Consider the following 24,990-nt stretch of genomic DNA (forward strand, 5'->3'; position numbering starts at 1 on the left):
CGCGGAGGATGTGCGCTGCTTCAGGCGGAACGCATCCAGACATGCGGGATGCCGTCTTCTTCGTGGACTTCCGACACCGGCGCGAAGCCGAACGCACCGTAAAAGCCTTGCAGATGGGCCTGCGCATGCAAGCGGATCGGCGTGCCCGGCCACTGCGCGCGAATATGCGTAAGCGCCCGTTCGAGCATCGCATTGCCCAAACCGATGCCGCGGAATTCCGCTGTCGTGAGCACACGGCCAATGCGGATATCCGTGTCGTCCGCATCAGGCAGCAGCACGCGCAGATAACCCGCGAGCGGCGGCCGCTTTTCACCGGGACCATAGGCCAGTAGATGCCAGGCGTCCACATCGAGCCCGTCGATATCGCCATACACGCAGTTCTGCTCGACGACGAACACCGCGCTGCGCGCCCCCAGCATCGTGTAGACCTCGATACTCGTGAGCTCGTCGAAGTATTTCCAGCGCCAGTCGAGTTGCGCGAGCCGCGTGGCGGCGCTTTGCTGCAGTTCAATCATGACAACGTTCAATAGAAAAAGGCGCACCGCACGAATAACGGTGAGGCGAGATTATGCCGCATGGCACGTCACGGCTTCGCCGCCGTGCCGGCTCAGTTGTGATGCGCGGCGCGCGCCTTCGACGCCTGTTTATGGCTGTACATCGCAGCGTCGGCCGCCGCCAGCAGATCGGCAACCGATCGGTGCAGGGCGGGATCGTACTGAATCTGCCCGACGCTATAGCGAATGTCGTAGCCACGCTGGGCTTCGGCGTTGCGCTCGTCCAGCAGTTGCGCAAGTCGGTGCGTCACTTCCTGCGTGGCGCCGCGGTCCGAATCGGTGAGCAGCACGACGAACTCGTCGCCCCCGAGCCGCCCGATCACATCGCTTTCACGCAGCGCGGTGCGCAGGACGTCGGCGAAGTTCTTCAGCGCGTGATCGCCTTCGGCGTGGCCGAGCGTGTCGTTGATCTGCTTGAAATCGTTCAGATCGAAGAACAGCAGAGACGCCGGCTTTTGCATTCGCTTGCAGACGTTGAGCGCATGTTGCGCGAGTGACTCGAACCCGCGCCGGTTCGACAGAAGCGTCAGATCGTCGAGCGTAGCCAATTGCACCGCCGCCAGTTCCTGCTCGGCCATGCGCGCCAGATCACGCAGCAATTCGCGCTCTTCTTCGTCGAGGCCGCGCGGCTTGGTGTCGATCAGACAGAGCGTGCCGAGCTTGCTGCCGTTGGGCACTGTCAGCGGGCAGCCGGCGTAGAAACGGATATTCGGGCTGTCGGTGACGAGCGGATTGTCGTGAAACCGCTCGTCCGCGAACGTGTCGGGCACCATCAGGATCTCGTCGCCAACGATGGCGTGCGCGCAGAACGACAGGTCACGCGAGGTCTCGCTCACGTTCAGGCCGACGCACGACTTGAACCACTGACGATCCGCGTCGACAAGACTCACGAGGGCGATAGGCACACCGAAGAGTCGCTTGGCGAGCCGTGTCAGGCGATCGAAGCGCTCTTCCGGCAATGTATCGAGAATATGCAGCGCACGCAGGGTGTCGAGACGGGCGCTTTCGTCAATGGGCGTCGGTGGCACATGCATGTAGTAGTCCCCAAGGCGACCGGTGTGGCCGAAGTGGCAGGCGGTTAGTGTATAGCGACATACGTCACTTGGGGCAAGACCAGAGCGCGAGAGTTCCCTCGGATTGCGTGCCCGCTGCATCCGCATTCGCGCCGATGCAGGCCGCGCCGAGCCGAGACGCCCGCGCGGCAAGGTGTGACGGCGGCTTGACTAAGAGCTTTCAAAGACCGGCTCTACGGGCCGCGCAAGACAGTCGATCAGGTTGTCGGGTCCGCATAGATGCAGCGCGCCAACGACCACCAACGTGCGCTCAGGCCGCGACAGCAAGTCCGTCAGGCGCGCCGCCCATGCGCGATTGCGCGCGTCGAGAATCGCATGCCGGATGCCTGGCAGATTGAACATCGGCGACTCGTTGGCGATGCGGTGCACGGCGGCCAGATCGCCCTCCAGCCACGCGGCATGCATGCGTTCGAGCGTGCGCTGCGGTTCATCGAGATCGGCCATCAGCAGACCGAGCGCCGCGCCGACAGCATCGAGCGGAATCGATTCGAGCGCCGCCGCCACTTCCTGCGCGGTCTCGAGATAGCGATAGGGTTTGGCCTGCGCGATCGCCGAGCGCAGCATGCGCGGCTCGACGCCTTCGACGACCTGCTGGAACAGCGTCGGCGCAACGATAAGCGCGGCCCACGGGCACAGATCGACGAGCGGCGCCAGCGGGCCTTCAACGGGCCAGGCCGCCTGAAGACGCTGCCACGCATCGGCGGATAGCAAAGGCTGCAGGCAAGCGGCTCCACCGTGGCTGGCGGCCTTCAGAAACGGGAGGATCGTCGGCGGATCAGACTCGAAGACGAGCGCCTCCGCCCAGTCATACGCTTCGGCGATCCATGGCGGTGTTCGGCGGCTCGTCGCCGGAAAGAGATGCATCGAGCCGAGCAGGCGAACCTGAGTGCCGGTGAGTTGTAGGTACATGCAACCTCGGTGTGGACAAGCAATGATGCAAAGAAGCTGGGCCGCCGTTCAACCGATCACGTGCGGCGCGGCGCACCGGCTCGCCGCGCCTCGCCAGGCCGTACGCACGGTGAAGGCGACGAACAGCAGAAAGACGATCTGCGACAGATACAGATCCATACGGATCGGGTGATGCAGCGCGAACCACGAATTGTGCGCCACATCCGTGACGATAACGGCAATGCAAAGAATCAACCCTATTGCCGGAGAGACTAGCGGCAGTAACGCGGTGACAAGATCGATGAAGAGCAGAGAAGTCCAGTAGATGCGCGTAAAGAGCGCGACGTTGCCGTAGTCCCACGAGAGGCCATGCGTCAGCATCGCCTGAAGATGCGTCCACGTGGCGCCACCCAGGCAAAGCGCGTAGATCACGCGTAAATAAAGCGAGCGGCGGACGATATCCTGCATACGTATTTCCGGCGATTTTCGAAGTGTTCAGCAAAAATAAAGCCCCGGATTGCCGGGGCCTCTCGCAGGAAATCCTTCCGCTTGATACTCACACGCGGAAGATTATTCGGCGCTTCTTTTGAACGACTCCAGTTCGCTCGTATAGCGCTCGTTTCGCACTCCATTGCTGGCGTAATACTCTTCCACTGATTTTACCCACCGGCCAATTTCGGGCACATACCAGATTGCTTTATAAGTACGCCCGGTTGCCTGAACCGGGCCGGTTTTCTGTGCATGCGTCACCATGGCCGTATCGCCCTGCTGGACCTGCACGGCCTGGGTAACGGTCTGCGTCGGCTCGATTTGCGCGGTCCAGTCCCCCTCCGCTTCGACCTTGATCGCCTGGAATTTGCCCGCCGGCACTTCGACCGCTTCCGTGTCCACGACCCGATATTGGGTGCGCCACTTCTCCAAGGCGTGCATCTTGTTGGGATGCTGTTCCGCGTAGTCGATGCTCCAGGTTTTACCCGGCGATAACGGGAACGCGAGTGGCCGGTTGACCACCATTTCGGTGCCGTTCACGCTGCGCTCGCGGCTCCAGTCCGCGCCCGCGATCAGTTCGTTCGCCGCCTGAGTCGAACCCGACGGCTTCGACGCATAGTAAATGTGCGACGACGTGGCGCGCAAAACGGTCACCTCATCGTGCGTCTGGCGCCAAACCGAAGGCGCTTTTTCAAACGTATTGACGTAAGTCCAGGTGTCGCCGGTCTTGAGGACCGGAGGCGGCGCCGACTGAGCAATGGCCAATATCGGCAAACAGACGGTCAACAGCACGGCTGCGGTTATCGTTTTTTTCATTGGTCGAGATGTAGTAGTTGTAGCGGGTTTGCATTGCCCCATTCATTCACGATGAAAAAACATCGCCATCCATTCAGGTAGATTGCAGCCATGCTTTAAATGCGCGAATGTGCATTGCCACTGTACATTATCGACAATTACCGATGGCAATCAATACTGCAAACCGAGCGCAGTTCCACTACTAAATAAATATGAAAGCCAATTAAATAAAAACGAAAGTACGCGAGAAGCGATTGGCAAACGGCATAAGGTTCAGGCGAGCGGCGCCGCGTTGGCTATGACTCGGCAGGCATGAGATTCGCGGGACCGGTTCGAGGTTGGCTGCAAGCAAGGATGGACTCGCGCTGAACCCGCTGATGATCGCGCGGGCCGACGCTGATATGTGCAGCACCAGAGGTGAGACCGCTACACATGCGTAGCGTGAGCATCTGCATCCGCGCTGACGGAGCGCGCACAAAAAAGAAAAGCCCCGACAAGTCGGGGCTTTTCTTTGCATCAACTACTGGAGGCGCGAGCCGGAGTCGAACCGGCCTAAACGGCTTTGCAGGCCGCTGCATAACCGCTTTGCTATCGCGCCGCAAGCGGACTGGAACCTAGCAACAGATTCGCAGATTCTGTCTGGCGGATAACCGGAAGGACCGGACCACCAAACAAAAAGGGAAGCACTGCTTCCCCTTATGTATGGAGCGGGAGACGAGGCTCGAACTCGCGACCTCAACCTTGGCAAGGTTGCGCTCTACCAACTGAGCTACTCCCGCATTGCACTGCTTCACAACGCGCTGCCTTTTTACTTCGCCAAACAACGCACTGCTTTAAAAATTTGGAGCGGGAGACGAGGCTCGAACTCGCGACCTCAACCTTGGCAAGGTTGCGCTCTACCAACTGAGCTACTCCCGCATTGCACTGCTTCACAACGCGCTGCCTTTTTACTTCGCCAAACAACGCACTGCTTTAAAAATTTGGAGCGGGAGACGAGGCTCGAACTCGCGACCTCAACCTTGGCAAGGTTGCGCTCTACCAACTGAGCTACTCCCGCATTGCACTGCTTCACAACGCGCTGCCTTTTTACTTCGCCAAACAACGCACTGCTTTAAAAATTTGGAGCGGGAGACGAGGCTCGAACTCGCGACCTCAACCTTGGCAAGGTTGCGCTCTACCAACTGAGCTACTCCCGCATTGTGCTGCTTTTGCCTGCTTATTACTGACTAACTGCTGCCTTGTTACTGCAACTACTCTCTTACTGCCACCGACGTTTCGAACTGCGTGCATCGGAGAAACGAGATTATGGAGAAACGACTGAAACGTGTCAACCCCCTTTTGCGAATCTCTTTTGCTGAACAGATTTCACTCATGTTGCCGCGAAGTTCGGGCACGCACCGGACGTCTTCCGCCACGGCGAGCGATCAGGCCACACCGCTCCTCTCGCGAATCTGCGGCCATGCGAGCTTCATGTAGTAGAGCATCGACCAGATCGTCAGGAACGCGGCCAGATAGATGAGCCACAGGCCCCACACGCGCGTATCGATCACCACGCCCCCACCGAACGGCAGTGGCCCATAAAACAGCAGCATGGGAATCGCGACCATCTGACAAACGGTCTTGAACTTGCCGAGAGAATTGACTGCGACGCTCTTCGACGCGCCGATCTGCGCCATCCACTCACGCAGCGCCGAAATCGCGATCTCGCGCCCGACGATCACGAGCGCAATGGCCGAATCGATTCGCGCGAGCTGCACGAGCACCAGCAACGCGGCGGTCACCATCAGCTTGTCGGCGACCGGGTCGAGAAACGCGCCGAATGCCGAAGTCTGATTCCATTTGCGCGCCAGAAAGCCGTCGAACCAGTCGGTCAACGCCGCCAGAATGAAGATCGTCGCGGCCGCCAGATTGCGGTGCGCGGGGCTCATCATCATGTCGGGCAAATAGAACACACCGACGACGAGCGGAATCAGGACGATCCGCAGCCAAGTCAGGAAAATCGGGAAATTAAACGGCATGGGCAGGCGCAGCGTCTGACGAGGGAGATGCAATTGTGCCGTGTCACAGGGCCTGCCACAAGCAAAGCGGCGCGCGGATCCTCGCGCACGCGCCGCTCGAAAGGTGCGAGCGGCCGGCCGGACCCGCCGCAATCAATGCAACTGGCGGTAAATCTGCTCCGCGAGCGCCTGCGAAATGCCTTCGACGCTCGCCAGATCGTCGACACTGGCGGCGACCACGCCGCGCAGCCCGCCAAAGCGCGCGAGCAGCCGTTGGCGCCGCTTCGCGCCCACCCCTTCGAGCTCTTCGAGCCGCGAGGTCTGGCGCGTTTTGCCGCGCTTCGCGCGCATGCCCGTGATTGCGAAGCGGTGCGCTTCGTCGCGGATCTGCGCGACCAGCATCAGCGCGGCGCTTTCCTTGCCGAGTTCGAGCGGCGCACGGCCGTCGGCGAAGATGAGCGTTTCGAGGCCGACCTTGCGTCCCTCGCCCTTCGCGACGCCGACCAGCATGCCGGTATCGAGACCCAGTTCCGTGAACACCTGGCGCGCGATTTCGACCTGACCCTTGCCGCCGTCGATCAGCACGATGGTCGGCAAGACGCCGCCCGCGGCGACCGGCTCCGCGGCGTCCGGCGCGAGCGACGGATCCGCGGCCGCGTCGTTTTGCAATTCGGCGGCCTCATCAGCGGCATTCGCGGCGGCTTGCGCCACCATCTTCTCGTAGCGGCGCGTAAGGACCTGGCGCATCGCGGCGTAATCGTCGCCGGGCGTAATGCCGGTAATGTTGTACCGGCGATATTCCGAGGACTGCATCTTGTGATGGTGATACACCACGCACGATGCCTGCGTCGCCTCGCCCATGGTGTGGCTGATGTCGAAACATTCGATGCGCAGATGCGCAAGATCGTCGCACTCCATGCCGAGCGTGTCGGTGAGCGCGCGCGTGCGGGCCTGCTGCGAGCCCTGTTCCGAGAGCAGGCGCGCGAGCGCGAGCCGCGCATTCTGCTCGGCCATGGCGAGCCAGGCGCGCCGCTGTCCTTGCGGCTGACGCAGCACGGTTACCTTGTGCCCGGCCTGCTCGATCAGCACGTCGACCAGTTCGCGTGTAGCGGGCGCGTGGCTGACCACCAGCACCGGCGGCACGCGATTGCCCAGGTAGTGCTGCGCGATGAACGCTTCGAGGACCTCGGATTCGATGCTGCCGGCCGCGCGGGCGCGGCCTTTGCGCGGCTTCGCGGGTTCGGAGTCCGATTCGGGTTCTTCGGGTTCTTCGGGTTCGCCGTCCTGTTCGTCCTGCTCGTCAGTTTCGCGCTCTTCGTCTTCCGGCGGCATATCTTGTGCGATTGCCAGCGCGTCCGCGGTAGCAGCTGATTCCGCCGCATCGTCCACGCCCGCTTCACCGAGCGAGCCAGGTGCAGCAGCCAACGCCTGGCCGTCTTCTTCCAGACCACCCTCATCCGCCGTCAACGCGCTTTCCACATGCGCCGGGAAGTACGCCTTGTCACCCAGATGCCGTCCGCCGCGCACCATCGCCAGATTCACGCACACACGCCCGCCCAGCGCGACCACCGCGAGAATATCGACGTCGCTGTCGCTGCCGACTTCGATCGCCTGCTGATGCAGCACCGTCGACAGCGAGCTCATCTGGTTACGCACCGCCGCGGCCTGCTCGAACTTCAGTTCGCTCGCGAAGGCATGCATCTTCTGCTCGAGTTCGCTCATCACTTCGCCTTGCCGGCCGAGCAGAAAGCGCGACGCGTTGGCGACGTCGCGCGCGTAATCCTCTTCGCTGATGGCCGCGACGCACGGCGCCGTACAACGGCCAATCTGATGCAGCAAACAGGGCCGCGTGCGATTGTTGAACACGGAGTCTTCGCAGGTGCGCAACTGGAACACGCGCTGCAGGATCTGGATGCTCTCGCGCACCGCCCATGCACTCGGAAACGGACCGAAGTACTGATTCTTGCGATCCACCGCGCCACGGTAATACGCCATGCGCGGAAACTTGTGCCCGGTGAGCTTGAGGTACGGATACGACTTGTCGTCGCGAAACAGAATGTTGTAGCGCGGCGCCAGCGCCTTGATCAGATTGTTTTCGAGCAGCAGCGCTTCGGCCTCGGAGCGCGTGACGGTCGTCTCGATGCGCGCAATGCGCGTCACCATCATCGCGATGCGCGGCGACAGTTGCGTCTTCGTGAAATAGCTCGAGACGCGCTTTTTCAGGTCGCGTGCCTTACCCACGTAAAGCACCGCGCCGTGCGTATCGTAATAGCGATAGACGCCGGGCAGATGCGGCAGTTGGGTGAGCACTTTTTTCGGCTCGAAAGCGTCGGTTGCTTCGGGTTCAGTCATGCAGAATCGGTTGGGTGGGACGGTCTTGCGAAGCGTTGCCCCGCGTGCCGCGCGCCTCGGCGAACCTCAATGTGCGTCGCGCGCGCAATCGTGAACGGGTGCTTTAGAATCGCCAGTTTAGAACATTCCGCGTGCGTTCGAACCCTGTTGCCCCGAATCGGACCACGCACCCGCGGCAGCCGGTCACGCCTTGACGCAGCAGGTTCAGACGGCTCGAACCGTACCGCTCCCTCCATCCGTTCCAATCCGCGACTCAGGCCATCATGTCCTCCGCCCCGCCTCTTCCCGACCACGCTGCTGACGCCTCCACGGCAATCGCTTGCGATATCTTCTGCGCGGTGATCGACAATTTCGGCGACATCGGCGTGTGCTGGCGACTTGCGCGCCAACTCGCGAGCGAACACGGCTGGCAGGTGCGCGTGTTCGTCGACGACCTGCATGCGTTTCAGAAGCTGTGCCCAGCCCTGACGCTGGAGCGCGCCCGCCAGACGGTGAGCGGCATCGTCGTCGAACACTGGCGCGAGCCGGCCCATGCGGGCGATACGCTCGAAGTGGCCGACGTCGTGATCGAAGCATTCGGCTGCGAACTGCCACCTGTCTATGTCGCCGCAATGGCCGCGCGCACGCGCACGCCCGTCTGGATCAACCTCGAATATTTGAGCGCCGAGGACTGGGTGGCGGATTTTCATTTACGGCCCTCGCCTCACCCGCGCTATGCGCTGACCAAGACTTTCTTTTTCCCCGGCTTGGGCCCGGGCACTGGCGGCGTACTGAAGGAACGGCATCTCGACGGCGCGCGCGCCGCGTTCGAGAGCTCGCCCACCGCGCGCGAAGCGTGGTGGCGTCAAGCCACCGGCCACGCGCCGCCGCCCGCCGCGGCCACCGTCGTGTCGCTGTTCGCCTATGAGAACCCCGCCGTCGACAGCCTGCTCGAACAATGGCGCGACGGCGCCAGCCCGGTCGTGCTGCTGGTGCCCGAAGGCCGCATCTCCGGGGCGCTCGCGCGCTTCTTCGACCTGCCCTCGTTCGCTGCCGGTTCGCACGCCGTGCGCGGAAACCTCAGCGCGCACGCGCTCGCCTTTACCGACCAGGCCGGCTACGACGCGCTGCTGTGGGTCAGCGACATCAATTTCGTGCGCGGCGAAGATTCGTTCGTCCGGGCTCAATGGGCCGCCAAACCGTTCGTCTGGCACATCTACCCGCAAGCCGACGACGCCCATCTGCCGAAGCTCGACGCGGCGCTCGCGCACTACGCGCGCACCCTGCCCGCCGACGCGCGCGACGCCCTTGGGCGCTTCTGGCACGCGTGGAACGGCGCGGGCCGGCCGGACTGGGCGCAATTGCAGCGCCACGCCCCGGCGCTCGAGCGCCGTGCAGGCGAATGGGCCGGCGAGCTGGCTCAAGTGGGCGACCTCGCCGGAAATCTGGCCTTGTTCGCAAAAACTCAGTTAATATAAGCGGTTATCCAACGGCCGACGACGCAAGCGCGGCCCGATCGCAGCGGCAGAATCCGGCCATTTGGCTTGACCGGCCCGTCGACCCGTATCGAAAGATGCGAGACAGTCCCCACATCAAAGTCTGAATGGCGAAAATGTCAAAAAAGGGACGTATGTTGCGGATCGGCGCCACTCGTGTACCCGCCCGCACAGGGTAAAAAGCAGGTAACGGATTGCTGGGAATGGCACAGGCCAAAGGTTGCGGCCCGAGAGCCAGTCTCCGCGGCAAGCCGGCCACGCCTTGATTCGCCCGCAACCCGCCGAGCCACTCCAGTCGGCGCGGCGCGCAGTGGGCGAAACGCCGAAGCCGCTTGCGCCGTATGCCGTTGAGCAAAAGTTGAAGCTACTTATTTCGTACAGGACAGTTTTATGAAGACCGCACAGGAACTCCGCACCGGTAACGTCGTGATGATCGGCGCAGACGCAATGGTTGTGCAAAAGGCCGAATACAACAAATCGGGCCGCAACTCCGCCGTCGTCAAGATGAAGTTCAAGAACCTGCTGACCGGCGCAGGCATGGAAAGCGTGTACAAGGCTGACGACAAGTTCGACGTCGTCGTGCTGGAACGCAAGGAAGTCACGTACTCGTACTTCGCTGACCCGATGTACGTGTTCATGGACGCCGACTACAACCAGTTCGAAGTCGAAGCCGAAATGATGGGCGACGCCCTTCATTACCTCGAAGACGGCATGGCTTGCGAAGTCGTGTTCTACAACGAGAAAGCCATCTCGGTCGAACTGCCGACCACGCTGGTCCGCGAAATCATCTATACGGAACCGGCTGTCAAGGGCGATACGTCGTCGGGCAAGGTGTTGAAGAACGCCAAGCTGACCACCGGTTTCGAACTGCAAGTGCCGCTCTTCTGCAATATCGGCGACAAGATCGAAATCGACACGCGTACGCATGAGTACCGCAGCCGCGCTTAAGCGCCCTGCTCGCCTGAATCCAGCGCCGCATCCCCGGCGCTGAGAAAAAAATGGCAAAAAAAAGCGCCCACATTGGGCGCTTTTTCTTTTTCGTGCTGCCGTGTATGGTTAAGGAAAACTTTACCGGCGATTTTCTCGGAATTGCACACCGGCGTCCCAAATTTTCCCATGATCCGCTCAGCAAACCATTGATTAGTTTAAGTAAATCATGATGGTACAGTTCATGCTTCTCTTGGGTATAGGCCAGTAAGGCTTTAATTTCTTCAACTCGGGAGATGCCACATGAATAACGACATCGCTGAAGGCAAGTGGAAGCAGATAGTCGGCAAGGCCAAGACTGCATGGGGCGAACTGACGGACGACGAATTGACCAAAGCCGAAGGCCGCGCCGACAAGCTTGCGGGTCTGATCCAGGAACGCTACGGCAAGACGCGCGAACAGGCGGAACTGGAAGTACGCCGGTTTTTCGATAGCAATCGGGATTTCTGACAGGCTGAGTGAAGGAAATACAGGTGCCCGCCCACGCTTACCAAGCTTACAAGAGGTCAGGATGGGCGCCGCAGTGTGATAACGCAAAGGACCAGAAGTACTCGAATCGAATCGCCATGCGCCTGCCTGACTGTTTAATGGTTGTACGCGCCGCAGTGCCAGACGGTGCCATCCGGCCCCTCTTGCAGCGCGCAAGACGAGTTTGGCAGCGCGACACGCAATTCGATCGGAGATACCGGCCTGCATCGCGCCTAGTGCCGCGCGCCGAATTATTGGCGCAGCGGGCTGGGGATTCCATCCATTTAAAAAATTGCGCTCGCCATGCCACACGCCCTGATTGTTGAAGACGATCCTAATAGCCTGTCAGGCCTGTCCGCCATCCTCGCCGCCGACGGCTTCTCCGTCGACACGGCGACCACCATCGCGGAGGCCCGGGCCGCCTTGACACGCTTCATTCCCGACGTCGTGCTGGTCGACCTGAACCTGCCGGACGGCAGCGGGCTCGACCTGCTGCAGCATCTGCCCGCGCATCCGCCCGGCGGCGCCTTGCCCGTGATCGTAATGACCGGCAATGCGACGGTGGAAAGCGCGATCGAAGGTTTGCGGCACGGCATCTGGGACTACCTCCTGAAGCCGGTCAACATTCCACGCTTGCGCAGTCTGCTCGCGCGCATTCCGCGGCCGTACGAACTGACCGAAGAAGTGCAGACGCTGCGCGCGTCGCTACGCCAACTCGGCCGTTTCGGTTCCATGCTCGGCCGTAGCAGCGCGATTCAGCATGTCTATGACACGATCGAGCACATTGCGCCGACTGAAGCCGCTGTGCTGATTTCCGGCGAAACCGGCACCGGCAAGCAGATGGCGGCGCGCACCATCCACGATATGAGCCGTCGCCGTAAAGGCCCGTTCGTCACGCTCGATTGCCGGACGGCCAACAGCGCGAATCGCTCGCTCGACAGTCTGCTGTTCGGCCACGAACGCGGTGCGTTCAGCGGCGCCGAGCAGCGCGAGCCGGGCCTCTTCGAGCAGGCGAGCGGCGGCACGCTGTTCATCGACGAAATCGCGGAATTGCCGCGCGATCAGCAGGAAGCGCTGTTGCGCGCGCTCGATTCGCAAACCTTCATGCGCGTCGGCGGCACGAATCAGGTCGTGACGGATTTCCGGCTGATCGCCTCGACGCGCAAGGTGCCGCGCGAGGCAGTAGCTGATGGCAGCCTGCACGCAGATCTGGCGCTGCGGCTCGAAGCGGCCGCCGTGACGCTGCCGCCGCTGCGGGAGCGCGGCGAAGATCCGGCGCTAATCGCTCAGGCGGTCGTCGACGAGCAGAATCACGAAGGAGCCACGCGCGGCACGCTGGAGGCCGCCAAGCAGATCGGGCCGAATTTTCTGCGCGAGTGTCTCACCTATGAATGGCCCGGCAATGTGCGTGAGCTGCACGACCGCGTGCGGCGCGCGTATCACGCGTCCGGCGATGTGCTGGAGTCGTTGCGCGCCGACGAAGCGGGCTCGGCAAATGGCCGCGATCTGAACGGCAGCCGTGTGCAGGTCACGGTGGGCACGCCGCTCGCGGACGTCGAGGAAATGCTGATTCGGGCCACGCTTGATGCAGTGGGCGGTACACGTCACCGGGCGGCGTCGCTTCTGGGTATCAGTCCGAAGACGCTGTACAACAAGCTGCAGCGCATGCGCTTGAACTGAGCGCTGCCTCGGCGGTTCGAGGTGGGAGCCTTGTCGATAAGGTTAAAAAAACGGCACCTTCGAGGTGCCGTTTTTCCAGCTCGCGTGTCCGTCGCTCGCGCGACTCAGGCAAACGCGCTGCGCAACAATGCCTGCGCTTGAAGATATTGAGGCTCCGCGACCAGCTTGCTCCACTTCAAGGCTTTGCCCCGCGGCCGCATGCGCTTGAGCCGCTGTTGCGATTCCTTCGACGGCGTGAAGCGCAGCGCATTCAGCACCTTTTCCGCCTCGTCCGGCTGATTACAGATCAGCACCATGTCACAGCCGGCTTGCAGCGCGGCGGTAGCGCCTTCGGTCAGCGTGCCGCCCTGGCGCGCGGCTTCCATGGAAAGATCGTCACTAAAGATCGCGCCTTCGAAGCGCAACTTGTTGCGCAGAATTTCCTGCAGCCAGATACGCGAGAAACCCGCGGGCTTCGAATCGATTTTTGGATAGACCACATGCGCGGGAATGACCGATCCCAAAGACAACCCGAGCCAGTCGTAAGGCGCTACGTCATCGCGCAGGATTTCTTCGAGCGAACGATCGTCGACCGGCATCGCGACGTGTGAATCCGCCTGCGCGAAACCGTGCCCCGGAAAGTGCTTCCCGCAATTGCTCATGCCGGCCAGCGCGAGTCCATGATTGAGGCTCTTCGCCAGCAAGGTCACCACACGCGGATCGCGGTGGAACGAGCGGTCGCCAATCACCTGCGACTGGCCGTAGTTCAGGTCGAGCACCGGTGTGAAGCTCATATCGATACCGCACGCGCGCAATTCCGCCGCGAGGATATAGCCGACGGCCGTCGTCACTTTGGTGGCGTGCAGTACATCGCTGTCCCACAACGCGCCGAGCTTGCCCATGGCCGGCAGCACCGTGAAACCGTCGGTGCGAAACCGCTGCACGCGTCCGCCCTCGTGATCGACGGCGATCAGCAGATCCTCGCGGATCGCTCGGATCGAATCGGTCAGCGCGATCAGTTGCGCGCGGCTCTCGTAGTGACGCGCGAACAGGATTACGCCGCCGGTCATGGGATGCGCAAGGCGGCGCTTGTCGTCGTCGTTCAGCGTTTTGCCGACCACGTCGAGCATCACCGGTCCGGGAATGGTTTTCATCGATTTCCGCTAGAAAAAAGCCTGGAACAAAGGAAGACGCGGCCGGCGTGCGCCGCGTTCAAAGTATTTTTTATTCGGCGGCGCCGGGTGCCGCTGCTTGCGTGGCTTCCCGTGTTTCCGCGATCACGAACGACACCGCGTAATCACGCTCGTCGCTGATCGTGACGCGCGCCGTGATACCGCGCGCGTCGAGCCATTCGGCCAGCTCACCGGATGCGACCACCATCGGTTCGCCGCTCGGCTTGTTGAGCGTTTGCAGCGCGCGCCACGTCATCGGCCAGCGCATGCCGAGGCCGATCGCTTTCGAGAACGCTTCTTTCGCAGAGAACCGGGTGGCGAGAAACGCGAGACCGCGCGCCGCCGAGCGGGCGTGCCGCGCGTGATAGACGCGCAGTTCGTCCGGCCCGAGCACCTTTTCGGCGAAGCGGCCGTTGGTGCGCGTCATGACCGCGGCCACGCGGCTGACCTGAACGATGTCTGTACCGATGCCGTAGATCGTCATGCGCGGGGCCCCTCAGGTTGCATCAGGAGCGCGCGCCGAGACGCGCGGCGACCATGATCGCCTTCATCTCGCGCACCGCATTGTCCCAGCCGGCGAAGATCGCATGCGCGACGATCGCGTGGCCGATGTTCAACTCAACGATGCCCTCGATCGCGGCAATCTGCTGGACGTTCGTGTAGTGCAGACCGTGGCCCGCGTTGACCTTGATGCCGAGCGTCGCGCCGAATTCGACGGCGCGCACCACGCGCTCGAATTCGTGCTGCTGCTCGGCGGGATCGTGGGCTTCGGCGTAACGGCCGGTATGCAATTCGATCACCGGGGCGCCGGCTTCATGCGCGGCACGAATCTGCGTTTCGTCCGGATCGATGAAGAGCGACACCCGCGAGTTCGCTTCTGCGAGCTGCCTGCAAGCGGCGCGCACGGCTTCGAACTGGCCGGCGACGTCGAGCCCGCCTTCCGTCGTCAACTCCTGGCGTTTTTCCGGCACGAGGCAAACGTCGTGCGGCTGCACTTCACACGCGATATCGAGCATTTCCTGCGTGACCGCGCATTCGAGATTCATGCGCGTTTTCAGGAGCGGGCGCAGCTTGCGCACGTCGGCATCGACGATATGACGGCGGTCTTCGCGCAGATGCAGCGTGATGACGTCCGCGCCGGCCTCTTCGGCCATCAGCGCGGCGCGGATCGGATCGGGGTAGGAAGTGCCGCGTGCGTTGCGCAGCGTGGCGACGTGATCGATGTTCACGCCCAGGTCAATCACATTCGGCGACGTAAGAAAGAAGCTCATAAGTTCTGCAAGTCGATCAGGATCTGGCGCGTCGCGAGCGGCGTGCCGCCAAGGTAAGTGTTGAGCAGAAAGCGCATCAGCGTCTTGCTTTGCGCCACGGTCTGCGCTCGATGGTAATCGTCCTGCTCCATGTCGAGCAAGGTTTGTCCGCCGATCACGGGCCATTGCGCGGGCAGATCGTCGGAAGCTTCGCGCACGCCGCGCTCCGGGTCGAACACGTAGCGGCCGTCGGCCCGCACCGCCTTGCGCGCGACGGTGCGATCCAACGCCATCGCGTAGCCGGTTTCGCGCAGCAGCACGCGCTCGAACGAACGGAGCACCTGCACGGGCGGTTCGTCGTGTGCGAGACGCGTCATTGTGACGACGTAGTGATGGAACAGTTGCGGATGCGGGTCTTCGCGCGCACAAAACTTGACCAGCAGTTCGTTGACGTAGAAGCCGCACAGCAGCGCGTCACCGGCCAGCGGCAACATGCCGCCGACCCATTCGGCGCCGGTCAGCGTGCGAACTTCGGATTTGCCCGACCATGACAGCGCGAGCGGCTGGAAGGTCTGCAACACGCCGCGCAGCGCGGAGTGCGGACGCTTCGCGCCCTTCGCGACGAGCGCGAGACGACCGTGATCGCGCGAGAGCACGTCGATGATCAGACTGGTCTCGCGATACGGATAGCTGTGGAGAACGAATGCGGGTTGCTCCGCGATCCGGTACTCGGATGCAGAGGTGCGCGGTGCGCGGCGAGGCGGCGCTTTGCGTGGTTCGCCTTCGGCGCCCTGGGCGCTTTTGGTCGATGACGTTTTTCTGGTGCTACGAGCGGGTTTGGACGCGGGTTGGGACAAATCGCGTGCCGGCGCGGCCGGCTCCGAGTCGTCCGGATCAGCGTCGGAATTCAGCGTCATCCACGCGTCATTCGTACCCATACGCACGAAGTCCGGCTTCGTTGTCGGCCCAGCCGCTCTTCACCTTGATGAAGGTTTCCAGATACACCGGACCGTCGAACAGCTTTTCCATGTCGAGGCGTGCTTCGGTGCTGATCTGCTTCAGCTTGGCGCCCTTCTGGCCGATGATCATCGCCTTGTGCGTATCGCGTTCGACCATGATGGTCGCGAAAATGCGGCGCAGGCGCCCTTCCGTTTCGAACTTGTCGATCAGCACGGTGCTCGTGTACGGCAGTTCGTCGCCGGTCCAGCGAAACACTTTTTCACGCAGAATTTCCGCGGCGAGGAAACGCTCGCTGCGATCGGTCAGGTCGTCTTCGCCGTAGATCGGCGCGCCTTCCGGCAGGAACGGCTTGACGGTCGCCATCAAACGTTTGATGTCGTCGATATTTTTCGCCGACAGCGGCACGATCTCGGCAAACTTGTGCAGCGTGCTGACCTGCTGCATGAACGGGAACAGCGAGTCTTTATCCGACACGCGATCGAGCTTGTTCGCGATCAGCAGCGTGGGCACCGACGGCGGAATCAGGTCGAGCACTTTCTGGTCGTCCGGGCCGAAGCGGCCGGCTTCGATCACGAACAGGATCGCATCCACCGAAGTCAGCGTGGACGTGACCGCGCGATTGAGCGAACGGTTCAGCGCGCCGCTGTGCTTGGTCTGAAAACCCGGCGTGTCGACGAAAATGTACTGCGCGTCTTCGAGCGTATGGATGCCCGTGATGCGATGGCGCGTGGTCTGCGCCTTGCGCGACGTGATACTGACTTTCTGGCCGACCAGCGCGTTCATCAGCGTGGACTTGCCGACGTTGGGGCGGCCGACGATCGCGACCATGCCGCAGCGAAAACCAGTGGGAGTGGGAGCGTTCATATTCGGGCTACGGCAAGTTCAGATCGACACGCAGGAATGGCGCGCCGATGGCAATCAATGGCCCGCGTCGGCGACGCGCGTTTGCACCGCGTCGGCTACGCCGGGTTCGTGTTCGGTCGGTGCCGCCGCTGCGCTCGGCGCGGGCACGGCGGGACCGGGTGTCGTCTCGCGGCCGCGGTGTTTGTCGACACTGCGGACCGCAGCGGCGTCCGGCCTGGCTTCTGGTTTTGCGTCCGGTTTGGCCTCGGCGGGTTTGGCTTCGGCGGGTTTGGCTTCGGCGGGCTTGGCTTCCGGTTTGGCTTCGGCGAGTTTCGCGTCAGCGGCCTTGGTGTCGAGCCTTTCTGAGGCTTTTTCCGCTGCGGCTTTATCTGTGGACTTGTCGCCCGCGTGAGCGGCCGTCTTCTCCGCCTTCTCCGCGCGCTCGGCTTTGTCCTGTCCGCTGTACTCCACGTGCGCGGCGCGAATCACCGCCAACGGCGCGGCTGCGGCTGTCAGCGTAGGGCGTTCGGCTGCCGGCTCCGCAGTGGCCGCCGCTCCGCGGGCCTCGCCGCGCCCGGCTGCGCGCTCGCTCTTGCGATCCGGGCTGCGCAAATCCAGCGCGGCTTGCACGCCGGTCACGCCGGGCACGATCTCCGGCTCGACATGCTTCGCCGCGCGGGCGCTTTTCGAGCGCTTGGGTTTAGCGACCATGGCGGGCGCCGCGGCCATCACTTCGTCGAGTGCCTTCTTGGCCGCCGCCTGCTCCGCCGCGCGCCGGCTCGCGCCGGAACCGGACACTTTCACTTCCAGCTTCGGCACCGTGCATTCGACTTCGAACTGCTGATTGTGCGCCGCACCATGAGTAGCGACGACGGTGTACGTCGGCAGCGCGATCTTGTGACCTTGCAGATATTCCTGGAGCAACGTCTTGGCGTCCTTGCCGAGTGTGCGCGGGTCGATGTGATCGAGAATCGGCACGTAAAGACGTTTGATGACCGTCTGGGCGGCCTCGAAGCCGCCGTCGAGGAACACCGCGCCCAGCACGGCTTCGAGCGTGTCAGCAAGGATGGAGGGCCGGCGGAAGCCACCGCTGCGCAACTCGCCTTCGCCCAGCCGCAAGCCTTCGGAAATATTGAGGGCCTGAGCGATTTCGTAAAGCGACTGCTGTTTGACCAGATTGGCCCGGACGCGCGACAGGTCGCCCTCGTCCAGCTTGCTGAAACGTTGGAACAAAAGCGCAGCCACCGCGCAATTTAGAACGGAATCGCCAAGAAACTCGAGCCGTTCGTTATGCGTGGAACTGTGACTGCGGTGCGTTAAAGCCTGGCGCAACAATTCCGCATTGCGAAATTCATAGCGCAGACGGCTTTCCAACGGAGATAGGGGCATGGGCAGAGTATAACGCGGGCGCCTGACCCGGCGAAAACGCGGGGCGGCCAGCGGAAAAAGCGTGGTGAAGCGACGTTACCGCGGAATCTTAAAGTAGCGTGATAACACGCCGCGGCTGCGTGACCTGTGTAAAGGCCAACCGCGCGGCGTGTCGTGCAATGAACGCACACGAACTCAGTTGAATGAGCCGATGCGTTTCAGATTGCTGAAGTTCATCCAGATAAAAAACGCGCGTCCGACTACATTGTTGTCCGGCGCAAAACCCCAGTAACGGCTATCCGCGCTGTTGTCGCGGTTGTCGCCCATCATGAAGTAGTTGCCCGGCGGTACCTTGCAGATCACACCGCGCGCGTTGTACGTGCAGTTGTCGCGATACGGATAATCTTCCGCGCCGACGATGAACGGCGGCACCGCAGGATTGTTCAGGATTGCGTTCTTGCGGCCATCGAGATCTTCTTCGAACTGCTTCGCGTAACCCATGCGTTCGTCGTCGAGGTAATCGGGCAGCGGCGTTTCCGGCACCGGCTTGCCGTTGATCGTGAGCTGCTTGTCCTGATACGCGACCGTGTCGCCAGGCAGACCGATCACGCGCTTGATGTAGTCGACGGATTCGTCTTTCGGGTAGCGGAACACCACCACGTCGCCGCGTTGGAGCGGACGGCCTGCGGTGATCTTCGTGTTGGTGATCGGCAGACGGATGCCGTAGTCGAATTTATTGACGAGAATGAAGTCGCCCACCAGCAGCGTCGGCACCATCGAACCCGACGGAATCTTGAACGGCTCGACCACGAACGAGCGCACCACGAAAACCACCAGAATTACCGGGAAAAAGCTCGCCGAATATTCGAGCCACCACGGTTGGCGCAACTTGTCGTCACGCAAACGGGCGCGCGTTTGCGCCGCGTTCTCGTCGGCGAAACGCTCGCCGACGCGTGCCTGCTGGCGGTCGAACTCGGCGACCGCGGCTTCCGCCGCGCGGCGCCGTTGCGGCATGAAAACCAGTTTGTCTGCGACCCATGCGACGCCCGTCAAAATGACGAGCACAAAAAGAATCAGCGCAAAATTCATAGGGTTCCGTTGTTCGTCTTATTTGTCTTCGACACGCAGGATAGCGAGGAAAGCCTCTTGCGGAATCTCGACCGATCCCACTTGCTTCATTCGCTTCTTGCCTGCCTTTTGCTTTTCCAGCAGCTTCTTTTTACGTGAAATGTCGCCGCCGTAGCATTTTGCCAGCACGTTCTTACGCAACGCTTTAATGTTTTCGCGCGCAATGATGTTCGCGCCGATCGTGGCCTGAATCGCCACGTCGTACATTTGACGCGGAATCAGTTCACGCATTTTCGCCGCGACTTCGCGGCCGCGATACTGGCTTTGCGAACGGTGCACGATGACCGACAGCGCGTCGACCTTGTCGCCGTTGATCAGCATGTCGACCTTCACCACGTCTGCCGCGCGATATTCCTTGAACTCGTAATCCATCGACGCATAGCCGCGCGAAATCGACTTCAGACGATCGAAGAAATCGAGCACGACTTCGCCCATCGGAATTTCGTAGGTCAACTGCACCTGACGGCCGTGATACTGCATGTTGATCTGCGTGCCGCGCTTTTGCGTGCACAGCGTGATCACCGAGCCGACGTAGTCTTGCGGCATGTACAGATTCACGGTGACGATCGGTTCGCGCACCTCTTCGATCTTCGACGGCTCCGGCATCTTGGCCGGATTCTCGACCATGAGAATCGTGCCGTCGCGCTGCAGGACTTCGTACACCACGGTCGGCGCCGTGGTGATCAGGTCCATGTCGAATTCGCGCTCGAGACGTTCCTGCACGATCTCCATATGCAGCAGGCCGAGGAAGCCGCAACGGAAACCGAAGCCGAGCGCCTGCGACACTTCCGGCTCGTACATCAGCGAGGCGTCGTTGAGCTTCAGCTTTTCGAGCGAATCACGCAACGCGTCGTACTGGTTGGCTTCGACCGGATAGAGGCCGGCGAACACCTGCGGCTTGACCTCCTTGAATCCGGGCAGCGGCTCGGCGGCCGGACGGTTCACCAGCGTGACGGTGTCGCCCACCTTCGCAGCAGCCAATTCCTTGATGCCGGCGATGATGAAGCCCACCTGCCCGGCCGACAGCGATTCGAGATTCTTCGACTTCGGCGTGAACACGCCGATGTGCTCGACCGGATACTGCGCGCCGGTCGCCATCATGCGGATCTTGTCCTTGGGACGCAGCGTGCCGTTGACGATACGCACCAGCATCACAACGCCGACATAGTTGTCGAACCACGAGTCGATGATCAGCGCTTGCAGCGGCGCTTCCGGATCGCCCTTGGGCGGCGGCACTTTGGCGATCAGTGCTTCGAGCACGTCTTCCACGCCGAGGCCCGTCTTTGCGCTGCAATGCGTGGCGTCGGTTGCGTCGATGCCGATCACGTCTTCGATTTCGGCGATCGCATTTTCGGGGTTCGCCGCCGGCAGATCGATCTTGTTGAGCACCGGAATCACGTCCACGCCGAGCTCGATCGCCGTGTAGCAGTTCGCCACGGTTTGCGCTTCCACGCCCTGGCTCGCGTCGACGACCAGCAACGCGCCTTCGCATGCGGACAGCGAGCGGCTGACTTCGTACGAGAAGTCGACGTGGCCCGGCGTGTCAATCATGTTCAGGTTGTAGACCTGCCCGTCACGGGCCTTGTACGTCAGTGCGGCGGTCTGTGCCTTGATGGTGATGCCGCGCTCGCGTTCGAGATCCATCGAATCGAGCACTTGAGATTCCATCTCGCGGTCGGACAGGCCGCCGCAAATCTGGATGATGCGATCGGCGAGCGTCGACTTGCCATGGTCGATGTGCGCAATGATCGAGAAGTTACGAATATGATCCATTCAGTGCCGATCAAGCAAAAAAGGCGCGCTCGGACAATAGCGGAGCACGCCTTGTAAGTAGGTGAAAAACCTATCTATTTTAGCCGAAAAGGCCGTCGCCCGGCGCATCTTGCGAAGCTCAGGCGGAAAAGACAGCTCGGCAACCCTGTTGCATGGGACCAGAGCACGGCGCTGCGGCGCCCACTCGGGTTGACAGGAAAGACGTGAAACTCGGTGTGAGCAGCGCGGCGTCGATGCCGCACTCAGAACCCCTTGCGAAAACTCAGGAGGCCGCCGCGACCCGCATGGCGAGAGCGGCGCGAACCCGCGCTACGTCGAGGTGATAGTGACACAGCTCGACGCCGTCACAGACCAGAACTGGCACCAGTTCGTTGTAACGGGCTTCCAGCAAGGGATCCGCGTCGACGTCGACAATTTCGACCTGCGCGCCGAATTCGGCCAGCAAGGGCGCGAGCGCGGCACGCATGTCATCGCAAAGATGGCACCACGCGCGCCCGTAGAGCGTGAGCAGCGCCGTCTTTGTCATTTCTGCGCGCTGCGCGGGCGGACCGGCACGAACTGCGTGTTCTCGCCGCGGCGAACCAGCAGCGCGACCATCTTCTGCGAATCGAGATGCGAACTCACGTCGTCGAACTGCTTTGCGCTCGTGATGTCGGTATCGCCCACCCGCAGAATGATGTCGCCCTTTTGCAGGCCCACGCGCGCTGCGGGACCGTCCACGGCGTCGATCTGCACGCCGCTGTGCAGCTTCAGCGCCTTCAACTGCTCGGCAGGGATATCGCTGACCGCCACACCCAGCACGTTCGTGGCGCGCTGTTTGGGCGGCTGCGGCTTCTTCTGATCCGCCTTGGTTGCCTTATCCGGCTGCATCTCGGCGATCGTCACCGGCAGATCGCGCGTCTGGCCCTTGCGCCAGATCGTGATCGTCGACTTCGTACCCGGCTTCGTGTCGCCAACCATGCGTGGCAGGTCGGTTGCCGTGTCGACCGAATGGCCGTTGAATTTCAGGATGATATCGCCCGGCTGCACACCCGCCTTATCCGCCGGGCCGCCCGGCTCGACGCTGCTGACCAGCGCGCCCTGCGCCTTCGGCAGACCAAGCGATTCGGCGACGTCTTTGGTCACTTCGCCGATCGCCACCGCAATCCGGCCGCGCACCACCTTGCCCGAGGCCTTCAACTGATCGGCCACGCGCATCGCCTCGTCGATCGGAATCGCGAACGAAATGCCCATGAAACCGCCGGTGCGGCTGTAAATCTGCGAATTGATGCCGATCACCTCGCCCTGCATGTTGATCAGCGGACCGCCCGAGTTGCCTGGGTTGACGGCCACGTCGGTCTGGATGAACGGCAGATAGTCGCCCGTATCGCGCCCCTTGGCGCTGACAATACCGGCCGTCACCGTGTTCTCGAGCCCGAACGGCGAGCCGATCGCGACCACCCACTCGCCGACGCGAACCTTGTTCGAGTCGCCGATCGTGATGGTCGGCAGATTGGCGGCGCTGATTTTGACGACGGCGACGTCGGTGCGATCGTCCACGCCGATCAGCTTTGCCTTGAATTCGCGCTTGTCGGTGAGCGTGACATAAATGGTGTCCGCGTCGTCGATGACGTGCGCGTTTGTCATCACGTAGCCGTCCGCCGACAGGATAAAGCCCGAGCCCACGCCGCTGTTCTGCTCGGGATCGCTGCTATCCGGCGTGTCCTGGCTGCCGCCACTGCCGCCGTTATCACCGCCGCGGGGCGCCCCCGGCGAACCCGGCGATTGCGGTGACTGCGGCAACGGAATGCCAAAGAAGCGCCGGAAAAACTCCGACATGTCGCCGTCGTCCATACCCGGCGGCAAACCGCTGCGGGCACCGCTGCTGGACACGCGAGTGGTGGTGCGGATGTTGACGACCGCCGGGCCGACTTTGTCGACCAGATCAGTGAAGTCGGGCAGATTGGCGGCGGGAGCCGCCGACGCCGTATGCGGCACGAGCGGCAAACACGCCGCTACTACCGCGGCCGCGAGGAATTTGCGCACCGAGAAAGTCGTCATATCGTAGCAAGCCGAGGGATTCAGGATTCGGGGGGTTACTTCGGAGCTTTGTATTCTATGGCAGCCGCGAATTGCTGCAATGTGGTCTGGGGCACTTCACCCAGCAGAGTAATCCAGAAGTCGCCGCGACGCTTGACGAGCACGTGCGTCGCGCCGCTGCTGCCCGCGCCTTCCTTGCGCGTGTTGTTCTCGACCGGCTCGACGAACACCGAAATGGCCGCGAGGCCGTCGGAGAACACCGCCTGGTCCACTGGAATGGTCGGCTGGCCGGCGTCACGCGCGGCCATGGGACGGCGTAGTTCACGAATCTTGCGGAAACCCGGCACGGTCGGCGTGATCTGCCAGCCTTGCGCGGCCATGTCCACCGGCTCGACCGGCGGGCGCACCACGGTCCAGCCCGCCGTATTACGAATACCGTTGACGATGCCGGCCTTATCGACCGGCACGCCGATGCGAATCTGCGAAAACGACAGTTGCTCGAGCACCTGACCGCTCGGGTCGAGTGTCTGGGCACGCAGCAGCAGGCCGGTTTTCTTGTCGGCCCACAACTTGTAGGCAAAGCGATAGGCGTCTTTCGGGTCGAGCTCGATCACCTGGCTGTCGACGCCCGCGACGCGGTCGTCACCCAGCAGTTTGGGCTCGTAGACCGATAGCACCTGTTCGCCGCTCACGGCCAGTAGCGCCGGGAACGAATCCTTGTTCTGACGTTTCTCGACGACGCACAGGTGCCGCTCCGGCACGAACGTGTAGAGCTCCTCGTTATGACGCAGCATTTTGCGCGGCTTGCCGTCGAGGCTCTCGAGCTGCTCGAATTCGCCATCCGCGCGGGTCGCGTAGTGCGCGATCCGCGACGTTTGAACGAAATTGCCGCGTTGGTAGACGAATGCGCCCTCGTAATTTTGCTGCTGTGCGGCTTGATGGATGCGATCGAGCAGATCCGCGGCCGTGCGACGGGCGACGAGCGGATCGTCGGTTTGCGCAAAGACCCGCGGTGTAGCGGACAACAACACGGCTGCGCAGAACAGAAATGCCGGCAGCCGCCCCCAGATAGTCGTTTTATTCAACCGCGGAGTCTGCATCAAACTATTGGCCTTGCGTAGAAACGGCGGCAGCGCGAATCAGCGGCATCGAGCCCGGCATGACCGGCTGTTGCGCGAATTGCTGGTGAGCTTCCAGATACTGGTCGAGACTGGCGTCACGAATGATATTCGCGTCTTGTACGATCGGCTGAACGGTAGCCGCCGGCACCGAAGCCATGGCCACGCGTTGCAGCGTATCGCCATGCGACTGGACCGACGCGAGTTGCGCCGTGCCCGGGCCGCCCGGCACGCCTTGCAGTTGCGGCACGACGATCCACGTCAGCGTGGCGGCAGCGGCCGCGACGGCAAAGGCCGGCACGACACGGCGGCGCAGCGCCAGCAAACGACGCGCAACCGGCATGGCGGCGGGCGCCAGCACGTGCGGCTCGTTGTCGAAGCGCGCGGCAAAACCGCTCAGGAACGCGCTGCTCGCGGCCGGACTCACCGCCAGATCGTCAGAACGCAAAGCGTCGCCGATCAGGTGATAGCTCGACCAGGCGGCGCGATCCTGGCCGTCTAGCCCGGAAAGAAACGCGTCCAGATTCAGATGCTCTTCGCCGACCAGCTCACCGTCGACAAAAGCGGACATGCGCTCGCTGCGCGAGCTGGCTTGCGATTGCATCGAGACCGACCCCATGAT

General features: G+C 62.3%; 24 protein-coding genes and 5 tRNA genes. 4 read left to right on the plus strand and 25 right to left on the minus strand.

The window, feature by feature from the left end; translation table 11 throughout:
• Positions 1 to 20 precede the first annotated feature (20 nt).
• From P0D70_RS17300 to uvrC, 12 genes are all read right to left on the minus strand, one after another.
• Entirely contained in the window at positions 21 to 515 is a 495-nt protein-coding gene (locus tag P0D70_RS17300) for a GNAT family N-acetyltransferase (RefSeq protein ID WP_408185397.1), read from the minus strand.
• A gap of 92 nt (positions 516 to 607) precedes the next feature.
• On the minus strand, positions 608 to 1,588 hold the full coding sequence (locus P0D70_RS17305) for a sensor domain-containing diguanylate cyclase (RefSeq protein WP_408185398.1): 981 nt from the start codon (positions 1,586 to 1,588) through the stop codon (positions 608 to 610).
• Between the two features lie 189 nt (positions 1,589 to 1,777).
• Positions 1,778 to 2,536: a TraB/GumN family protein gene (locus P0D70_RS17310; RefSeq protein ID WP_408185399.1), complete on the minus strand. Its 759-nt coding sequence runs from the start codon at positions 2,534 to 2,536 to the stop codon at positions 1,778 to 1,780.
• Positions 2,537 to 2,584: 48 nt separating this feature from the next.
• Complete coding sequence (locus tag P0D70_RS17315; RefSeq protein WP_408185400.1) at positions 2,585 to 2,983, minus strand: hypothetical protein; 399 nt, start codon at positions 2,981 to 2,983, stop codon at positions 2,585 to 2,587.
• A gap of 102 nt (positions 2,984 to 3,085) precedes the next feature.
• Complete coding sequence (locus P0D70_RS17320) at positions 3,086 to 3,820, minus strand: hypothetical protein (RefSeq protein ID WP_408185401.1); 735 nt, start codon at positions 3,818 to 3,820, stop codon at positions 3,086 to 3,088.
• 503 nt (positions 3,821 to 4,323) lie between these two features.
• A tRNA-Cys gene (locus tag P0D70_RS17325) sits at positions 4,324 to 4,397 on the minus strand.
• A 105-nt stretch (positions 4,398 to 4,502) separates the two neighbouring features.
• Positions 4,503 to 4,578 (minus strand) — tRNA-Gly (locus P0D70_RS17330).
• A 63-nt stretch (positions 4,579 to 4,641) separates the two neighbouring features.
• A tRNA-Gly gene (locus tag P0D70_RS17335) sits at positions 4,642 to 4,717 on the minus strand.
• Positions 4,718 to 4,780: 63 nt separating this feature from the next.
• Positions 4,781 to 4,856: transfer RNA gene (locus P0D70_RS17340), tRNA-Gly, on the minus strand.
• Between the two features lie 63 nt (positions 4,857 to 4,919).
• A tRNA-Gly gene (locus P0D70_RS17345) sits at positions 4,920 to 4,995 on the minus strand.
• Between the two features lie 228 nt (positions 4,996 to 5,223).
• The gene (pgsA, locus tag P0D70_RS17350) at positions 5,224 to 5,817 is read right to left on the minus strand and encodes a CDP-diacylglycerol--glycerol-3-phosphate 3-phosphatidyltransferase (RefSeq protein ID WP_091792578.1); all 594 of its coding nucleotides are present in this window, start codon (positions 5,815 to 5,817) and stop codon (positions 5,224 to 5,226) included.
• Positions 5,818 to 5,949: 132 nt separating this feature from the next.
• The gene (gene uvrC, locus P0D70_RS17355; RefSeq protein WP_408185402.1) at positions 5,950 to 8,148 is read right to left on the minus strand and encodes an excinuclease ABC subunit UvrC; all 2,199 of its coding nucleotides are present in this window, start codon (positions 8,146 to 8,148) and stop codon (positions 5,950 to 5,952) included.
• Between the two features lie 263 nt (positions 8,149 to 8,411).
• Between uvrC and earP the strand changes: the two genes are divergently transcribed.
• Together earP and efp are read left to right on the plus strand one after the other, a co-directional pair.
• Entirely contained in the window at positions 8,412 to 9,605 is a 1,194-nt protein-coding gene (gene earP, locus P0D70_RS17360) for an elongation factor P maturation arginine rhamnosyltransferase EarP (RefSeq protein ID WP_408185403.1), read from the plus strand.
• A 408-nt stretch (positions 9,606 to 10,013) separates the two neighbouring features.
• A complete protein-coding gene (gene efp / locus P0D70_RS17365) occupies positions 10,014 to 10,571 on the plus strand; it encodes an elongation factor P (protein WP_091792575.1) in 558 nt (185 codons plus the stop codon).
• Here efp and P0D70_RS17370 read toward each other — a convergent pair.
• Entirely contained in the window at positions 10,568 to 10,741 is a 174-nt protein-coding gene (locus tag P0D70_RS17370) for a hypothetical protein (RefSeq protein ID WP_408185404.1), read from the minus strand. The two genes, efp and P0D70_RS17370, sit on opposite strands and share 4 nt — an antisense overlap.
• 112 nt (positions 10,742 to 10,853) lie before the next feature.
• Between P0D70_RS17370 and P0D70_RS17375 the strand changes: the two genes are divergently transcribed.
• Both P0D70_RS17375 and P0D70_RS17380 read left to right on the plus strand, forming a co-directional pair.
• Positions 10,854 to 11,060 (plus strand): CsbD family protein, encoded by a 207-nt coding sequence (locus P0D70_RS17375; RefSeq protein ID WP_091792574.1) that lies wholly within the window; start codon positions 10,854 to 10,856, stop codon positions 11,058 to 11,060.
• Positions 11,061 to 11,381: 321 nt separating this feature from the next.
• Positions 11,382 to 12,758, plus strand: coding sequence for a sigma-54-dependent transcriptional regulator (locus tag P0D70_RS17380; protein WP_091792573.1), 1,377 nt, complete (start codon positions 11,382 to 11,384; stop codon positions 12,756 to 12,758).
• A gap of 104 nt (positions 12,759 to 12,862) precedes the next feature.
• On the opposite strand, the gene nagZ is transcribed toward P0D70_RS17380, so the two are convergent.
• From nagZ to P0D70_RS17440, 12 genes are all read right to left on the minus strand, one after another.
• Positions 12,863 to 13,891: a beta-N-acetylhexosaminidase gene (nagZ, locus tag P0D70_RS17385; RefSeq protein WP_408185405.1), complete on the minus strand. Its 1,029-nt coding sequence runs from the start codon at positions 13,889 to 13,891 to the stop codon at positions 12,863 to 12,865.
• A gap of 70 nt (positions 13,892 to 13,961) precedes the next feature.
• Entirely contained in the window at positions 13,962 to 14,393 is a 432-nt protein-coding gene (gene acpS, locus P0D70_RS17390) for a holo-ACP synthase (protein WP_408185406.1), read from the minus strand.
• Positions 14,394 to 14,415: 22 nt separating this feature from the next.
• Positions 14,416 to 15,180, minus strand: coding sequence for a pyridoxine 5'-phosphate synthase (gene pdxJ / locus P0D70_RS17395; protein WP_408185407.1), 765 nt, complete (start codon positions 15,178 to 15,180; stop codon positions 14,416 to 14,418).
• Positions 15,177 to 16,097 carry a DNA repair protein RecO gene (recO, locus tag P0D70_RS17400; protein ID WP_408185408.1) on the minus strand — a complete coding sequence of 307 codons (921 nt, stop codon included), beginning with the start codon at positions 16,095 to 16,097 and terminating at the stop codon, positions 15,177 to 15,179. The genes pdxJ and recO overlap by 4 nt, the downstream gene beginning before the upstream one ends.
• A complete protein-coding gene (gene era, locus P0D70_RS17405) occupies positions 16,084 to 16,983 on the minus strand; it encodes a GTPase Era (protein WP_408185409.1) in 900 nt (299 codons plus the stop codon). Before era ends, recO begins: the two co-directional genes overlap by 14 nt.
• Before the next feature lie 54 nt (positions 16,984 to 17,037).
• Positions 17,038 to 18,351, minus strand: a complete 1,314-nt coding sequence (rnc, locus tag P0D70_RS17410; RefSeq protein ID WP_408185410.1) for a ribonuclease III — start codon at positions 18,349 to 18,351, stop codon at positions 17,038 to 17,040.
• Between the two features lie 174 nt (positions 18,352 to 18,525).
• Entirely contained in the window at positions 18,526 to 19,419 is an 894-nt protein-coding gene (gene lepB, locus P0D70_RS17415; RefSeq protein WP_408185411.1) for a signal peptidase I, read from the minus strand.
• An 18-nt stretch (positions 19,420 to 19,437) separates the two neighbouring features.
• Positions 19,438 to 21,231: a translation elongation factor 4 gene (gene lepA / locus P0D70_RS17420; RefSeq protein WP_091792565.1), complete on the minus strand. Its 1,794-nt coding sequence runs from the start codon at positions 21,229 to 21,231 to the stop codon at positions 19,438 to 19,440.
• 262 nt (positions 21,232 to 21,493) lie between these two features.
• Positions 21,494 to 21,757, minus strand: coding sequence for a glutaredoxin family protein (locus P0D70_RS17425; protein ID WP_408185412.1), 264 nt, complete (start codon positions 21,755 to 21,757; stop codon positions 21,494 to 21,496).
• A complete protein-coding gene (locus P0D70_RS17430; protein WP_408185413.1) occupies positions 21,754 to 23,271 on the minus strand; it encodes a DegQ family serine endoprotease in 1,518 nt (505 codons plus the stop codon). The genes P0D70_RS17425 and P0D70_RS17430 overlap by 4 nt, the downstream gene beginning before the upstream one ends.
• Before the next feature lie 35 nt (positions 23,272 to 23,306).
• A complete protein-coding gene (locus P0D70_RS17435; protein ID WP_091800186.1) occupies positions 23,307 to 24,350 on the minus strand; it encodes a MucB/RseB C-terminal domain-containing protein in 1,044 nt (347 codons plus the stop codon).
• A gap of 4 nt (positions 24,351 to 24,354) precedes the next feature.
• Positions 24,355 to 24,987, minus strand: coding sequence for a sigma-E factor negative regulatory protein (locus P0D70_RS17440; RefSeq protein WP_091792562.1), 633 nt, complete (start codon positions 24,985 to 24,987; stop codon positions 24,355 to 24,357).
• Between the last annotated feature and the right edge of the window lie 3 nt (positions 24,988 to 24,990).

It is taken from the genome of Paraburkholderia sp. RL17-381-BIF-C (assembly GCF_046026435.1).
Taxonomy (GTDB): Bacteria; Pseudomonadota; Gammaproteobacteria; order Burkholderiales; family Burkholderiaceae; genus Paraburkholderia.

Coding starts and splice junctions, on each gene's coding strand:
- P0D70_RS17300 (WP_408185397.1), bottom strand. CDS start 515: ATGATTGAACTGCAGCAAAGCGCCGCCACGCGGCTCGCGCAACTCGAC.
- P0D70_RS17305 (WP_408185398.1), bottom strand. CDS start 1,588: ATGCATGTGCCACCGACGCCCATTGACGAAAGCGCCCGTCTCGACACC.
- P0D70_RS17310 (WP_408185399.1), bottom strand. CDS start 2,536: ATGTACCTACAACTCACCGGCACTCAGGTTCGCCTGCTCGGCTCGATG.
- P0D70_RS17315 (WP_408185400.1), bottom strand. CDS start 2,983: ATGCAGGATATCGTCCGCCGCTCGCTTTATTTACGCGTGATCTACGCG.
- P0D70_RS17320 (WP_408185401.1), bottom strand. CDS start 3,820: ATGAAAAAAACGATAACCGCAGCCGTGCTGTTGACCGTCTGTTTGCCG.
- pgsA (WP_091792578.1), bottom strand. CDS start 5,817: ATGCCGTTTAATTTCCCGATTTTCCTGACTTGGCTGCGGATCGTCCTG.
- uvrC (WP_408185402.1), bottom strand. CDS start 8,148: ATGACTGAACCCGAAGCAACCGACGCTTTCGAGCCGAAAAAAGTGCTC.
- earP (WP_408185403.1), top strand. CDS start 8,412: ATGTCCTCCGCCCCGCCTCTTCCCGACCACGCTGCTGACGCCTCCACG.
- efp (WP_091792575.1), top strand. CDS start 10,014: ATGAAGACCGCACAGGAACTCCGCACCGGTAACGTCGTGATGATCGGC.
- P0D70_RS17370 (WP_408185404.1), bottom strand. CDS start 10,741: ATGGGAAAATTTGGGACGCCGGTGTGCAATTCCGAGAAAATCGCCGGT.
- P0D70_RS17375 (WP_091792574.1), top strand. CDS start 10,854: ATGAATAACGACATCGCTGAAGGCAAGTGGAAGCAGATAGTCGGCAAG.
- P0D70_RS17380 (WP_091792573.1), top strand. CDS start 11,382: ATGCCACACGCCCTGATTGTTGAAGACGATCCTAATAGCCTGTCAGGC.
- nagZ (WP_408185405.1), bottom strand. CDS start 13,891: ATGAAAACCATTCCCGGACCGGTGATGCTCGACGTGGTCGGCAAAACG.
- acpS (WP_408185406.1), bottom strand. CDS start 14,393: ATGACGATCTACGGCATCGGTACAGACATCGTTCAGGTCAGCCGCGTG.
- pdxJ (WP_408185407.1), bottom strand. CDS start 15,180: ATGAGCTTCTTTCTTACGTCGCCGAATGTGATTGACCTGGGCGTGAAC.
- recO (WP_408185408.1), bottom strand. CDS start 16,097: ATGGGTACGAATGACGCGTGGATGACGCTGAATTCCGACGCTGATCCG.
- era (WP_408185409.1), bottom strand. CDS start 16,983: ATGAACGCTCCCACTCCCACTGGTTTTCGCTGCGGCATGGTCGCGATC.
- rnc (WP_408185410.1), bottom strand. CDS start 18,351: ATGCCCCTATCTCCGTTGGAAAGCCGTCTGCGCTATGAATTTCGCAAT.
- lepB (WP_408185411.1), bottom strand. CDS start 19,419: ATGAATTTTGCGCTGATTCTTTTTGTGCTCGTCATTTTGACGGGCGTC.
- lepA (WP_091792565.1), bottom strand. CDS start 21,231: ATGGATCATATTCGTAACTTCTCGATCATTGCGCACATCGACCATGGC.
- P0D70_RS17425 (WP_408185412.1), bottom strand. CDS start 21,757: ATGACAAAGACGGCGCTGCTCACGCTCTACGGGCGCGCGTGGTGCCAT.
- P0D70_RS17430 (WP_408185413.1), bottom strand. CDS start 23,271: ATGACGACTTTCTCGGTGCGCAAATTCCTCGCGGCCGCGGTAGTAGCG.
- P0D70_RS17435 (WP_091800186.1), bottom strand. CDS start 24,350: ATGCAGACTCCGCGGTTGAATAAAACGACTATCTGGGGGCGGCTGCCG.
- P0D70_RS17440 (WP_091792562.1), bottom strand. CDS start 24,987: ATGGGGTCGGTCTCGATGCAATCGCAAGCCAGCTCGCGCAGCGAGCGC.